We start from the raw sequence: 13,290 nt of genomic DNA on the forward strand, positions 1-13,290 counted from the left end.
AGCGAATGACTTGGCTGGTGACCGGCGGCGCCGGGTACATCGGTTCCCATGTGGTGCGTGCCCTGTCGGACGCCGACATGCCGGTGGTGGTGATCGACGATCTGTCGACCGGCCTGAAGCGATTCGTTCCGCCGACGGTTCCGTTCGTGCGCGGCACCCTGCTCGACGGTGAACTCGTCGCACGCACGCTCGACGAGTATCACGTCAGCGGCGTCATCCACATCGCAGGGTTCAAGTACGCCGGTGTCTCGGTGCAACGCCCACTTCACACCTACGAGCAGAACGTCTCGGCGATGGTCACGCTTCTCAAGGCGATGGAGGCCGCAGGCACCGACAAGATGGTGTTCTCCTCCAGCGCCGCCACGTACGGCACCCCGGACGTCGACACCGTCACAGAGCAGACGCCCGCTTCGCCGGAATCCCCGTACGGCGTCAGTAAACTGGTGGGAGAGTGGATGATTCGCGACGCCGCACGCGCGTCCGGGTTACGGCACACCAGCCTGCGCTACTTCAATGTCGTAGGATCGGGTTCGGCGGATCTGTTCGACGTCAGCCCGCACAACCTTTTCCCGCTGGTGTTCGACATGTTGTGCCGCGACGAGACACCGCGGATCAACGGCGCCGACTACCCCACTGCCGACGGCACCTGCGTGCGGGACTACGTCCACGTGTCGGACCTCGCGCTGGCCCATGTCGCCGCGGCGAGGCGGCTGGAAGCCGACGACGCAATCGAGCCCGTCTACAACCTCGGCAGTGGCAGCGGCACCTCGGTGCGAGAGATCATGACCACCATCCGCGATGTGACCGGATTCGATTTCGAGCCGGTGGTCGGTCCGCGCCGGCCCGGTGACCCCGCCCGCATCGTCGCGTCGGGCGACTTGGCCGCGCGCGACCTCGACTGGCGGATGCGGCATTCGCTGGAGGAGATGGTGCGCTCGGCGTGGATCGCTCGCCGGCAAGCAGGGGATGCCTATCCGCGGTAACTTCGCGCTGGGCAACTGGGTCGCGCGCACCGCCATCGTCCTGATCGTCGTGCAGTTGGCGATCCGGGCGGTGCTGGCGTTCGGCGGCTACTTCTACTGGGACGACCTGATCTTGATCGGCCGCGCGGGTACCCAACCGCTGCTCTCGCCGGCATACCTGTTCGACGACCACGACGGTCACGTCATGCCCGCCGCGTTCCTCGTCGCCGGTGGCATCACCTTGTTGGCACCCCTGAACTGGATCGGCCCGGCGATCAGCCTGCTCGTCTTGCAGTTGCTGGTGTCGCTGGCGCTGCTGCGGACGTTGCACATCATTCTTGGGTGGCGACCAGTCCTGTTGCTGCCGTTGACATTCGCGTTGTTCACGCCGCTTGCGGTGCCCGGGTTCGCCTGGTGGGCGGCGGCACTGAACTCGCTGCCGATGCTGGCGGCGCTGGCGTGGGTCTGCGGTGACGCGATCCTATTGGTGCGCACGGGTGAGAAGCGGTACGCGGTGACGGCTCTTCTGGTCTACATCGGCGGTCTGCTGTTCTTCGAGAAGGCTGCGGTGATCCCGTTCGTCGCGTTCGCGGTGACCGCGCTGCTGTGTTACGTAACCGGCACCGGACTGGTGAAAGCGGTGTGGCGTAGCGGAATCCGCCTGTGGGTGCCGTCGCTGGCGGTCACGGCGGGATGGGTCGGCGTGTACCTGGTCGTGGTCGACCAGAAGCGGTGGAGTTTCGACCTGGCGATGACGTGGGACCTGCTCGCGCGGTCGGTGACGCACGGGATCGTGCCGGGGCTGGTCGGCGGCCCGTGGGACTGGCAACGGTGGGCGCCTGCCTCGCCGTGGGCGACCCCGCCCGCGACGGTGATGGTGTTGGGCTGGGTGGGTTTGGCCGCCGTGGTCGTGGTGACGCTGCTGCGCAAGCGGCGGATCGTCGCGGTGTGGTTGGTGGCCGCGGGATACGCGATGGCCTGCCAGATCCCGATCTACCTCATGCGGTCATCGCAGTTCACCGCCCTGGAATTGGCGCAGACGCTGCGCTACCTGCCCGACCTCGTCATCGTGCTGGCGCTGTTGGCGGCGGTCGGGCTGTGCGCCCCGAACCTGGCGGGGTCGCGGTGGCTGGACGCGTCACGCACCCGAACAGTGGTGATCTGTTCGCTTACAGCCCTGTTCGTGGCCAGCAGCGTGTACTCGACGGCGACGTTCTTGACGACGTGGCGCGACAATCCGGCGCAAGGCTATCTGCGCAACGCGTTGTCGGGCCTGGCCGACGCGAGCCGGATGTCGGACGCGCCGATGCTCGACCAGGAGGTCGACCCGATGGTCCTGCAGCGGGTCGTCGGCCCCGAGAACCGGGCCAGCCACATGTTCGCGCTGGTGCGTGAACGTCCCGAATTCTCCGCAGCCACAGACGAATTGCGCATGCTCGACCACACCGGTCGCGTGGTCGACGCGAAGGTCACCTGGGTGCGCGCCATCGCGCCTGGACCGCACCCGGACTGCGGCTACCTGGTGCAGCCCGAAATTCCGGTCCGCATGCCGCTGGACGGCCCGCTGCTACCTGCCGACTGGACGGCCGAGATCAACTACCTGGCCAACAGCGACGGCTCGATGACGATGTCGCTGTCGGAGGGGCGCGAGGTCAAGGTGCCGGTGCGACCCGGCCTGAACCAGGTGTTCGTCCGGCTCCCCGGTGCGGGCGACGCGATCGACGTCCGCGCGAATACCGCCGCGTTGTCGGTGTGCATCGCGTCGGGCCCCGTCGGATTCGTGGCACCGAAATAGCGGTCAGCGTGCCAGGCTGTCGGGATGACCGACATCCGTGACCAAGGCCTCCAGGTTTTCCGCGAACTGCTTCCCGGCGCCCTCCCCGACGGGGATTTCGAACTGCCCACCGACTCTTTCGGCGGAGAGATGCTTCCCCTGGCCATGGACAACGTGTTCGGGCGACTGTGGACCCGGGACGGCCTGAGCCGTCGCGACCGCAGCCTGCTGACACTGGGCCTCCTGATCGCCCTGCGCGCCGAAGACGAACTGCGGATCCACGTTCAGATCGCGCGCACCAACGGCCTCACCGACGACGAGATCGCCGAGGTCATCTACCACTGCACCGGCTACACCGGTTTCCCCGCCGCCAACTCGGCAATGAAGATCGCCAAGGAGGTGTTGCAGCCGACGTGAGCATCGCACCGGTCACCCACCACCACCGCGTCACCGTCGACGGCGTCGACACCTTCTACCGCCAAGCCGGGCCGCCCGATCCGTCTCGCCCTGGCCGAACCCGAGCGCGTCGCGGGCCTCGTCATCCAGAACGGTGACATCTACGCCGACGCGTTCGGGCCGAAATACGGGTTCCTGCGCGAGCTTTGGGACAACCCCGGACCGGCTGGCCAACCTCATCCACCTGCTCGAGGACCAACCCTCGACACTCGACTGGTTCGCTGGGGAGCAGGCATACCTGCGCACGCATCGGCCGCCGACATTGATTGTCTGGGGTCCGCATGACGACTACATGCCCGAGGAGTCGGCGCGGGCTTACCACCGCGACCTGCCCGAAGCGCCCCTGCACCTGCTCGGCGGCGGGCACTGGCTGCTGGAAACGCACCTCGACGAGGTCGTGCCGTTGGTCGCTGATTTCCTGGCCCGAGGACCGAACTGGAGCCACCTAGGAGAATCGAACTCCTGACCTGCTCATTACGAGTGAGCCGCTCTGCCGACTGAGCTAAGGTGGCGTGCCCGGCTCACATGTGTCAGCCACAGGCGGGACGAGTCTACGGCAGGGCCCGCCGCCGACCCAACTCAGTCGCGCAGTGCGCGCCCGACCGTCGCCACCATCGCGTCGACCGCGAACTTCGGCTTCACGTTGACCGTCAGCGCCTCGCGGCACTCCAGGACTGCTTCGATGCAGCGCAGCAGTTTGTCCGGCGGCGCATGCGCGGCCAGCCTGGCGATCTCCTCGGCCATATCGGGGTGGTTGTGCGCAACGTCGCCGGCGTCCGAGGCCACCAGCAGCGCGTCGCGGAAGTACGTCGCCAAATCGATCAGCGCGCGGTCCAGAGAATCACGCGAGGCACGCGTCTTGCGCGACTTCTGCCGTCGCTCAAGGGCACTCAGGGCGCCCGCCGCTCCGCGCAGCGAACCGGCGGTTCCCTTTCCGGTGCCACCCGCACCGAGCGCGGTGCGCAGTTCCTCGGTCTCGGCCTCGTTGCGGTCCACCGTCAGCGCCAGGGCCTCGTCTTCAGCCGTCTTGACCAACTCCTCGGCCGCGGCATAGGCGCGTGACGGCGTCGCCGCGTCGCGCGCCAGACCCAGCGCCCGCTTCCGACGTTCCCGCGCCGACTCGTCGGTGGCCAGCCGGCGGGCCCGCCCGACATGGCCGCCGCTGACCGAAGCCGCCCACCGCGCCTCGGCCTCCGGAAGCCCGTCGCTGTCCATCAGCACACCCGCAATCGCGTCCACGGTGGGGGTGACCAGCGCGACGTGCCTGCAGCGCGAGCGCAGCGTGATCGCGATGTCCTCGGGATCCACCGACGGCGCGCACAGCAGGAACACCGTCGACGGCGGCGGCTCCTCGACCACCTTGAGCAGGGCGTTCGCCGCTCCCTCGGTCAGCCGGTCGGCATCCTCGATCAGCACGATCTGCCAGCGCCCGGTGCCCGGTCGCCGCGAGGCGATCTGCACGATCGTGCGCATGTCGTCGACACCGATCGACAGCCCCTCGGGAATGATCCGCCGCACGTCGGCGTGGGTGCCGGCCATCGTCGTCGTGCAGGCCCGGCACTCACCGCACCCGGGCACACCGTCGGAGGTGCACTGCAGCGCCGCGGCGAAGCACAGCGCCGCCACCGACCGGCCCGAACCGGGAGGGCCCGTGATCAGCCACGCATGTGTCATGGATCCGACCGCCGCCCCGCTGTGAGCCGCCTCACCGCGTGCGGCGCGTGCCGCGACCACCAACTCGGCCTCAACAGCCTGTTGACCCACGAGACGCGAGAAGACACCGCCCATCGGAGATAACAGTAGTGCTGCGAACCGACACGTCCGTCTCACAGCACCCGTACCCGTCGCCATGGCCCGATACGGTTGACGCGTGGCCATGGAAGATCGACCGATCGGGCGGATCAGCGCATTCGTCCGGTGGGCCGCGCGCACCCCGTGGCCGGTGTTCACGCTGGGCATGGTGCAGGCCGACATCATCGGCGCCCTGCTGGTCTTCAGCTTCCTGCGATTCGGCCTGCCGCCCGAGGACCGCATCCAGCTGCAGGACCTGCCCGCCTTCAACCTGGCGGTCTTCCTCGGCTTTCTGTTCGTGTCCTTCACGATCGCGGCGTACTGGAGCCTGCGGCTGCTGATCCCGGTCATGCGTTGGCAACGCCGCGACATGCTGCTGGGCGACCGGGACCCGGCCGACACCGAACTGGCCCGCACCCGTGCGCTGAAGATGCCGTTCTACCGGTCGGTGATCAACGTCGCGAACTGGTTCCTGGGTTCGGTGGTGTTCATCGTCGCCAGCTGGCCGGTGGCCAGCAAGTCGGCGCCGGTGGTGGCCGTCGCCACGGGGCTGGGCGCCACCGCGACCGCAATCATCGGCTACCTGCAGTCCGAACGGGTGCTGCGGCCCGTCGCGGTGGCCGCGTTGCGCGGCGGCGTACCGGAGAACTTCCGCGCGCCCGGGGTGATTCTGCGCCAGGTGATGACGTGGGTGCTGTCCACCGCGGTCCCGATCATCGCGATCGTGCTGGCCGTGGTGGCCAGCAGATTCGGGGTCCTCACCGCTCCCGCCGACCGGCTGACCACCCCGATCCTGATCCTGTCGATCTCGGCGCTGGTGGTCGGGCTGGCGGGCACCGTGCTGGTGGCGATGTCGATCGCCGATCCGCTGCGCCAGTTGCGCTGGGCGCTCGGCGAGGTGCAGCGCGGTAACTACAACGCCCACATGCAGATCTACGACGCCAGCGAGCTGGGGCTGCTGCAGGCGGGCTTCAACGACATGGTGCGCGACCTCGCCGAACGGCAACGCTTGCGCGACCTGTTCGGCCGCTACGTGGGCGAGGACGTGGCCCGGCGCGCACTGGAACGCGGCACCGAACTCGGTGGTCAGGAACGCGACGTCGCGGTGCTGTTCGTCGACCTGGTCGGATCCACACAGCTGGCGTCGACCATCCCCGCCGCCGAGGTCGTCAACCTGCTCAACGATTTCTTCCGCGTCGTGGTCGACACCGTCAACCGCCACGGCGGCTTTGTCAACAAGTTCCAGGGCGATGCGGCGCTGGCCATCTTCGGCGCGCCGATCGAGCATCCCGACGCGTGCGGCGGCGCGCTGGCGGCCTCACGGGAACTGCACGACGAGCTGATCGAGGTGCTGGCCCAGACGGAGTTCGGCATCGGGGTGTCGGCAGGCCGCGCGATCGCCGGGCACATCGGTGCCCAGGCCCGCTTCGAGTACACCGTGATCGGTGATCCGGTCAACGAAGCGGCGCGGCTGACCGAGTTGGCCAAGCTGGAGGAGGGCCACGTCCTGGCCTCGGCGATCGCGGTCAGCGGCGCCCTGGACGCCGAAGCGCTGTGTTGGGACGTCGGCGAGATCGTCGAACTCCGTGGCCGTGTGGCCCCGACACAGTTGGCACGGCCGCTGAACCTGCTCGGCTCCGACGGCGCCCGCCCCGAGCAGACCGAAACAGATCAGGCGGACGGCGACGCTGAGCAAGGCGCCGAACGTGAAGTTGTTTCCGAAGAATCACGCTGATCTCGAGCACAAGCTCACATTCGCGGGCTAGCTCTTCTTGGCGGCTTTCTTGGCTCCTGCCTTCTTCGCCGTCTTCTTCGCCCCCGCCTTCTTCGTCCGCTTCACCGGACCGCGCGCGCGACGGTCGGCGAGCAGTTCGGCGGCGCGTTCGTCGGTGATCGACAAGACGTCGTCGCCCTTGCGCAGGCTGGCGTTGGTCTCCCCGTCGGTGACATACGGGCCGAACCGGCCGTCCTTGATCACCATCGGCTTGCCGGTCGCCGGATCCTCACCGAGTTCACGCAACGGCGGGGCCGCAGCCCGCTGACCGCCACGGCGCTTGGGTTCGGCATAGATCTTCAAGGCCTCATCGAGCGTGATGTCGAACATCTGCTCTTCGGTGGCCAGCGAGCGAGAGTCCGTGCCGCGCTTGAGGTATGGGCCGTAGCGGCCGTTCTGCGCGGTGATCTCCTCGCCTGTGTTCGGGTCGACGCCGACGACACGCGGCAGCGACAACAGCCGCAGCGCATCCTCCAGCGTCACCGTCTCCAGATCCATCGACCGCAACAGCGAACCGGTGCGAGGCTTCGGACCCGTCGGCTTCTTGCCCTTCTTCGCCGTCGACCCGGCCTCGCCGTCGTCGGGCGGTTCGGGCAGAACCTCGGTGACGTACGGACCGTAACGACCGTCCTTGGCGACGATCTCGTGCCCGGTCTCGGGGTCGACGCCCAGCGATCGGCCTTCTTGCGGTGTGGCGAAAAGCTTTTCGGCAAGCTCGAGGGTCAGCTCGTCGGGGGTGAGGTCGTCCTTGAGGTTGGCCCGCTGCGGTTTGAGCTCGCCGGACTCACCGTCCTCGTCGGGGACCATCCGCTCCAGGTACGCACCGTTCTTGCCCACCCGCACGTAGATCGGTCGGCCCTGATCGTCGTCGAACAGCTTGATGGAGTTGATCTGTCGGGCGTCGATCTCCTCGAGGTTCACCCCGACGAGCTTCTTGAGCCCGCCCGAGCGGGCGATCGAGTCCTCGACCCCGTGATCGCCGCCGAAGTAGAAGTTGTTGAGCCAATTGGTCCGTCGCTCGTTGCCGGCGGCGATCTCGTCGAGCTCGTCTTCCATCGCCGCGGTGAACCCGTAGTCGACGAGGCGGCCGAAGTGCTGTTCGAGCAGCCCGATGACGGCGAACGCCACCCACGACGGCACCAGCGCGCTGCCCCGCTTCACGACGTACCCGCGGTCCTGGATCGTCTTGATGATCGACGAGTACGTCGACGGCCTGCCGATGCCGAGGTCCTCGAGAGCCTTGATCAGCGAAGCCTCGGTATAGCGGGCGGGCGGCGCGGTGTTGTGCCCGTCGGCGGTGAGCTCCTTGGCGTCGACGCGCTGGCCCTGCTCGAGATTCGGCAGCCGGCTCTCGGCGTCGTCGGCCTCGCCGCCTGCCTGCTCGTCGATGCTCTCCACGTAGGCCTTCAAGAAGCCCGCGAAGGTGATGGTGCGGCCGCTGGCGTTGAAGACGACCTGCTCTCCACCGACGGCGGAGCCGTCAATCGAGCGGGAGCTCGCGGTTCCGGAGATCCGCAGGCTCAGCGTCGTGCCCCGCGCGTCGGCCATCTGGGAGGCCACGGTGCGCTGCCAGATCAGCTCGTAGAGCCGGAACTCGTCGGTGTCGAGCGCACCGTGCAGCTGGCCCGGCGTGGAGAACACATCACCGGCGGGCCGGATGGCCTCGTGCGCCTCCTGGGCGTTCTTCACCTTGCGGGTGTACTGCCGCGGCGACGGATGCAGATACTCCTCGCCGTAGAGCTGACGGGCCTGATTGCGGGCTGCTTCCACCGCACTCGCCGACAACGTCGTCGAGTCGGTGCGCATATAGGTGATGTAGCCGTTCTCATAGAGCCGCTGCGCGATGCTCATCGTGCGCTCCGAGGAGAACCGCAGCTTGCGGCCCGCCTCCTGCTGCAGCGTCGAGGTCATGAACGGCGCGTACGGCCTGCGGGTGTAGGGCTTCTGCTCGACCGAGCTGACCGCCAGCTGCGCCCCGCGCAAACCGCCCGCCAACGCCGTCGCCGCGGCCTGGTCCAGCACCAGCACCTCGTCGGGCTTTTTCACCTGGCCCAGCGAGTCGAAGTCGCGGCCGGTGGCCACGCGGCGCCCGTCGACCGTGTTCAGCTTGGCGGTGAACGTCGGCGGCGAGGCCTGCGGGTCGGAGACACTGGCGTCGAGTTCGGCGGTGACGTCCCAGTACCCCGCGCTGCGGAACGCCATCCGTTCGCGTTCGCGCTGCACGATGATGCGCGTTGCCACCGACTGCACCCGGCCGGCCGACAATTTCGGCGCAACCTTCTTCCACAGGACCGGGCTGACCTCGTAGCCGTACAACCGGTCCAGGATGCGGCGTGTCTCCTGCGCGTCGACCAGGTCGTTGTCCAGGTCGCGGGGGTCCTCGGCGGCTGCGCGGATGGCCGGTTCGGTGATCTCGTGAAACACCATCCGCTTGACGGGGATGCGGGGCTTGAGCGTCTCGAGCAGATGCCAGGCGATCGCCTCGCCCTCGCGGTCGCCGTCCGTGGCCAGATACAGCTCGTCGACGTTCTTGAGCAGGTCTTTCAGCTCGGCGACCGTGCTCTTCTTCTCGGGGCTGATGATGTAGAGCGGCTCGAAGTTGTGGTCGACGTCCACCCCGAGGCGGGCCCACGGCTCGGATTTGTACTTCGCAGGCACGTCGGCGGCGTTGCGGGGCAGGTCTCGGATGTGCCCACGGGACGACTCGACGATGTAATTGGAGCCCAGGTAGCCCGCTATCTTGCGCGCCTTGGTAGGCGACTCGACTATGACGAGCCGCCGGACGCTTCCGTTACGGCCGCTGCCGCGGTCCCCATCAGCCACCTTTTACTTACGCTCCACTTCTTTGGTCACCCACAGCGCAGAATTCCGCGTCCGGCGGAGAATCAACCCTGTCGGCAACTGACAATTTCGCACCCCGCGCCAACCGACGCAAACGGACCCCCTCCGAACAGCGGTCAGACCCGCGGCCATTCTCCGAACGCCTCCACACTGCCAGGAGGTTCCCCCACGTTCTCTACCAGGCGCGATAGCCGGCGTCGACCGCTGATCCGCAGGGCCGGGCGCGACCCGCGGGTACCGATCAGCGTCGGCGCGATTCCCACCCGCATCATCGCCGACGCGAGCGGCGAATGCGTGTCCGGTGCGTGCGGGTCCAGCCCGAGCAGATAACGGTTTGCTTCGGGTGTGCCCGCGGCCAGGGTCCAGGCCCGAAGCTCGCGCGGCCCGGGCAACCAGTTCGGCGGGACGGTCTTGACCGCACCCCGGGTCCAGCCCGCCGCGATCTCCACCAGTCTGCTGTCGACCGCGGTGCGCACCAGCGGGGTGTTCTCGTCGGTGCGGGCGATCTCGGGTTCCAGACCGGCCTCGACGATCATCTCGGCCAGCGCCTCGGCCCGCCAGTGACGGTCGACGACGACCGACAGCCGCGCACCCTGCTCGGTGCCGGAACCCACCAGGACAACCTGGCCAGGTCCGGCGAGCAGCCCGGTGAGGTCGGCCACCGCGGGGGGCACCGACTCCGCCGAGAAGAACGACAGCTGGCTCACAAACCGACAGTAAGCCAGGTACCGGCCGCAGCCGTGGCGGCCGTGCCGAAGCGCGCCGGAATAGCGAACACCCCGCGGCGTTCGGTTCTCGACGCTCGCGGGGTGTTGCCTTTCGATCGTGCTGGTCGCGCTAGACGGCCCGAACACCGGTGGCCTGGGGCCCCTTGGGGCTCTGGCCAACCTCGAACTCGACCTTCTGGTTCTCCTCCAGGGTGCGGAAGCCGCTGCCCTGAATCTCCGTGTAGTGGACAAAAACGTCAGCGGAGCCGTCCTCCGGGGCGATGAAGCCGAAGCCCTTCTCCGCGTTGAACCACTTCACAGTTCCCTGTGGCATTTCCTGTTGTTTCCTTCTCTTATTCACCGGGTGCGGTCCACCGTGTTTCGGTACACCGGGCCCGTTCCGACCGCTCTCCTTCGTGGAAGCTCGGAACTCAACCCGACCTACAACCCTCGCAGGAACCGCGATCGCAACGTCGATCCTGCGAGTGCTAATACACGAACACAGAAGCTGCGACCGCGATAAGTCAATCACGTTCGTGGCTGCGGCGACAGTCTCGGCGTTTCAAATGGGGAACAATTCGCCTAAAGAGGTCTATCGGGAAGGATGATCGATGGCTGATTTCGGCCGCGAGCTGCTCGCGTGCGCGGTCGAAGGCACGGTTGCAGGCGGCCCGAATCCGCTGCGCCACGTCGCAGATATCCCACCGCGCCGGGGTCGCCCGATGGGGTGGCCATGTTGGGCCGACCCAGATGTGGTGCGGGCGTTCGTTGATCGGGGCATCGAGGCCCCGTGGTCACATCAACTGGCCGCCGCCGAGCTCGCTCACGGTGGGCGCCATGTCGTACTGTGCACCGGCACGGCGTCGGGCAAGTCGCTTGCCTACCAGTTGCCGATATTGACAGACCTGAAGGCGAATCCGCGGTCGCGGGCGCTGTATCTGTCGCCGACGAAAGCGCTCGGCCACGACCAACTCCGGTCGGCGGTGACGCTCACCGAGGCGGTAGGGTTGTCCGACGTCGCACCGTGCGCCTATGACGGCGACAGCCACAGCGACGTGCGACGGTTCGCGCGGGAACGGTCGCGCTGGATCTTCTCCAACCCCGACATGATTCATCTGTCACTGCTGCGCAACCACGCCCGGTGGGCGGTGTTCCTGCGCAACCTGAGCTACATCGTCGTCGACGAATGCCATTACTATCGCGGCATTTTTGGTTCGAACGTGGCGATGGTGCTGCGGCGGCTGTTGCGGCTGTGCGCCCGCTACTCGCCCAGCGGCGGGGTGCCCACCGTGGTCTTCGCCAGCGCCACGACGGCCTCGCCGGCCCAGACCGCCTCCGAACTGATCGGTCAAACGGTCGCCGAGGTCACCGAGGACGGGTCACCGCAGGGTGCCCGCACCGTCGCGCTGTGGGAGCCTCCGCTGCTCGACGACGTGGTGGGGGAAAACGGGGCCCCGGTAAGGCGTTCGGCGGGAGCCGAAGCCGCCAGCGTGATGGCCGACCTGGTCGCCGAGGGCGCCAGGATGCTGACGTTCGTGCGGTCGCGGCGCGGCGCCGAGCTGACCGCGTTGGGGGCACGGGCGCGATTACAGGAAAAGGCGCCCGATCTCGCCGACCGGGTGGCTTCGTATCGCGCCGGTTATCTGTCCGAAGACCGCCGCGCGCTCGAGCGCGCGCTGACCGACGGCGAACTGCGGGGACTGGCGACGACGAACGCGTTGGAGTTGGGTGTCGACATCGCCGGTCTGGACGCCGTTGTCCTCGCCGGGTTTCCGGGAACCGTGACATCGTTCTGGCAACAGGCGGGCCGCTCGGGGCGGCGCGGTCAGGGCGCGCTGATCGTGCTGATCGCCCGCGACGATCCGCTCGACACCTACCTGGTGCACCACCCGTCGGCACTGCTGGACAAGCCGATCGAGCGCGTCGTCATCGATCCGACCAACCCGTATGTGCTTGGGCCACAACTGCTCTGCGCTGCTGCCGAACTTCCGCTCACCGATGCCGAGGTGCGGATGTGGAACGCCGAGAACGTGGCTGCGACGCTCGTCGACGACGGACTGCTGCGGCGACGGGCCAACGGTTACTTCCCCACACCCGGAATGGATCCGCATCCGGCTGTCGACATCCGCGGGTCGTCCGGCGGTCAGATCGCGATCCTGGAGGCCGGCACGGGACGCATGCTCGGCAGTACCGGGGCGGGCCAGGCGCCCGCTTCTGTCCATCCCGGAGCGGTGTATCTGCACCAGGGCGAGACCTATGTCGTCGACTCCCTCGACTTCGAGGACGGCGTGGCCTTCGTGCACGCCGATGATCCCGGTTACACCACCACCGCGCGGGAGGTCACCGACATCGCGGTCACCGGGCACGGTGAGCGAAAGACGTTCGGCGCGGTCACTGTTGGGCTTGTCCCTGTTTCGGTGAGCAACACGGTGACCGGTTACCTGCGCCGACACCTGACGGGTGAGGTGATCGACTTCGTCGAACTCGAGATGCCCACCCGCACACTGGACACCATGGCCGTGATGTGCACGATCACACCAGAGGCCTTACAACACAACGGCATCGAATTGCTGCGTGCGCCCGGTGCGCTGCATGCCGCAGAGCACGCCGCGATCGGGCTGCTGCCGTTGGTCGCCAGTTGCGATCGTGGCGACATCGGCGGTGTGTCGACGGCGGTCGGGCCCGTGCAGGGGCTGCCGACGATCTTCGTGTACGACGGCTACCCCGGCGGTGCGGGTTTCGCCGACCGCGGTTATCACCGGCTCACCACCTGGTGGGCCGCGACGGCCGATGCGATCGAGGCGTGTGAGTGTCCGGCGGGCTGCCCGTCGTGCGTGCAGTCGCCCAAGTGCGGCAACGGGAACGATCCGCTGGACAAGGAGGGCGCGGTGCGGGTGCTGCGGTTGGTGTTGCGCGAGATATCCCAACGGTCCGGCTGAGGGTGTGGCAACCGCTGGTGCAGCACACCGAATCGTGGGCACGTGC

The 13,290-nt window shown here is 67.8% G+C and carries 11 protein-coding genes and 1 tRNA gene; 7 read left to right on the plus strand and 5 right to left on the minus strand.

Annotation, left to right across the window (positions count from 1 at the left end):
* The first annotated feature begins 5 nt into the window (after positions 1-5).
* Genes galE through CEX87_RS16415 form a run of 5 tightly spaced genes read left to right on the plus strand, consistent with a single transcriptional unit; the run spans position 6 to position 3,658 of the window.
* Positions 6-983, plus strand: a complete 978-nt coding sequence (gene galE, locus CEX87_RS16400) for a UDP-glucose 4-epimerase GalE (RefSeq protein ID WP_068196052.1) — start codon at positions 6-8, stop codon at positions 981-983.
* Positions 967-2,757, plus strand: a complete 1,791-nt coding sequence (locus CEX87_RS16405) for a hypothetical protein (RefSeq protein ID WP_198957237.1) — start codon at positions 967-969, stop codon at positions 2,755-2,757. Before galE ends, CEX87_RS16405 begins: the two co-directional genes overlap by 17 nt.
* Positions 2,758-2,781: 24 nt before the next feature.
* Entirely contained in the window at positions 2,782-3,153 is a 372-nt protein-coding gene (locus tag CEX87_RS16410) for a carboxymuconolactone decarboxylase family protein (RefSeq protein WP_066810224.1), read from the plus strand.
* Positions 3,150-3,290, plus strand: a complete 141-nt coding sequence (locus CEX87_RS27620) for a hypothetical protein (protein ID WP_233151406.1) — start codon at positions 3,150-3,152, stop codon at positions 3,288-3,290. The genes CEX87_RS16410 and CEX87_RS27620 overlap by 4 nt, the downstream gene beginning before the upstream one ends.
* Positions 3,287-3,658, plus strand: a complete 372-nt coding sequence (locus tag CEX87_RS16415; protein WP_233151407.1) for an alpha/beta fold hydrolase — start codon at positions 3,287-3,289, stop codon at positions 3,656-3,658. The genes CEX87_RS27620 and CEX87_RS16415 overlap by 4 nt, the downstream gene beginning before the upstream one ends.
* Here the strand turns inward: CEX87_RS16415 and CEX87_RS16420 are convergent.
* Positions 3,629-3,704 (minus strand) — tRNA-Thr (locus CEX87_RS16420). The genes CEX87_RS16415 and CEX87_RS16420 overlap by 30 nt on opposite strands.
* A gap of 67 nt (positions 3,705-3,771) precedes the next feature.
* Positions 3,772-4,980, minus strand: a complete 1,209-nt coding sequence (locus CEX87_RS16425) for a DNA polymerase III subunit delta' (RefSeq protein WP_094288113.1) — start codon at positions 4,978-4,980, stop codon at positions 3,772-3,774.
* Positions 4,981-5,068: 88 nt separating this feature from the next.
* On the opposite strand from CEX87_RS16425, the gene CEX87_RS16430 reads away from it, so the two are divergent.
* Positions 5,069-6,718, plus strand: a complete 1,650-nt coding sequence (locus CEX87_RS16430) for an adenylate/guanylate cyclase domain-containing protein (protein ID WP_064419259.1) — start codon at positions 5,069-5,071, stop codon at positions 6,716-6,718.
* Between the two features lie 27 nt (positions 6,719-6,745).
* Here the strand turns inward: CEX87_RS16430 and topA are convergent, their stop codons facing one another.
* The 3 genes from topA to CEX87_RS16445 form a co-directional block, all read right to left on the minus strand.
* Positions 6,746-9,580 (minus strand): type I DNA topoisomerase, encoded by a 2,835-nt coding sequence (topA, locus tag CEX87_RS16435; RefSeq protein WP_064399313.1) that lies wholly within the window; start codon positions 9,578-9,580, stop codon positions 6,746-6,748.
* A 134-nt stretch (positions 9,581-9,714) separates the two neighbouring features.
* The gene (locus CEX87_RS16440; RefSeq protein ID WP_094288115.1) at positions 9,715-10,305 is read right to left on the minus strand and encodes a hypothetical protein; all 591 of its coding nucleotides are present in this window, start codon (positions 10,303-10,305) and stop codon (positions 9,715-9,717) included.
* Between the two features lie 130 nt (positions 10,306-10,435).
* Complete coding sequence (locus tag CEX87_RS16445; protein ID WP_006243848.1) at positions 10,436-10,639, minus strand: cold-shock protein; 204 nt, start codon at positions 10,637-10,639, stop codon at positions 10,436-10,438.
* A 277-nt stretch (positions 10,640-10,916) separates the two neighbouring features.
* Here CEX87_RS16445 and CEX87_RS16450 point away from each other — a divergent pair, with 277 nt between their 5' ends.
* Positions 10,917-13,244: a DEAD/DEAH box helicase gene (locus CEX87_RS16450; RefSeq protein ID WP_094288117.1), complete on the plus strand. Its 2,328-nt coding sequence runs from the start codon at positions 10,917-10,919 to the stop codon at positions 13,242-13,244.
* The last annotated feature ends 46 nt before the right edge of the window (positions 13,245-13,290 follow it).

This window comes from Mycobacterium lehmannii, assembly GCF_002245535.1.
Lineage (GTDB): Bacteria > Actinomycetota > Actinomycetes > Mycobacteriales > Mycobacteriaceae > Mycobacterium > Mycobacterium lehmannii.

Bases quoted from the DNA above. Each gene is read 5' to 3' on its own strand.
- CEX87_RS16430 (WP_064419259.1), top strand. From the start codon at position 5,069: ATGGAAGATCGACCGATCGGGCGGATCAGCGCATTCGTCCGGTGGGCC.
- CEX87_RS16405 (WP_198957237.1), top strand. From the start codon at position 967: ATGCCTATCCGCGGTAACTTCGCGCTGGGCAACTGGGTCGCGCGCACC.
- CEX87_RS16410 (WP_066810224.1), top strand. From the start codon at position 2,782: ATGACCGACATCCGTGACCAAGGCCTCCAGGTTTTCCGCGAACTGCTT.
- CEX87_RS16425 (WP_094288113.1), bottom strand. From the start codon at position 4,980: ATGGGCGGTGTCTTCTCGCGTCTCGTGGGTCAACAGGCTGTTGAGGCC.
- CEX87_RS16445 (WP_006243848.1), bottom strand. From the start codon at position 10,639: ATGCCACAGGGAACTGTGAAGTGGTTCAACGCGGAGAAGGGCTTCGGC.
- CEX87_RS16450 (WP_094288117.1), top strand. From the start codon at position 10,917: ATGGCTGATTTCGGCCGCGAGCTGCTCGCGTGCGCGGTCGAAGGCACG.
- galE (WP_068196052.1), top strand. From the start codon at position 6: ATGACTTGGCTGGTGACCGGCGGCGCCGGGTACATCGGTTCCCATGTG.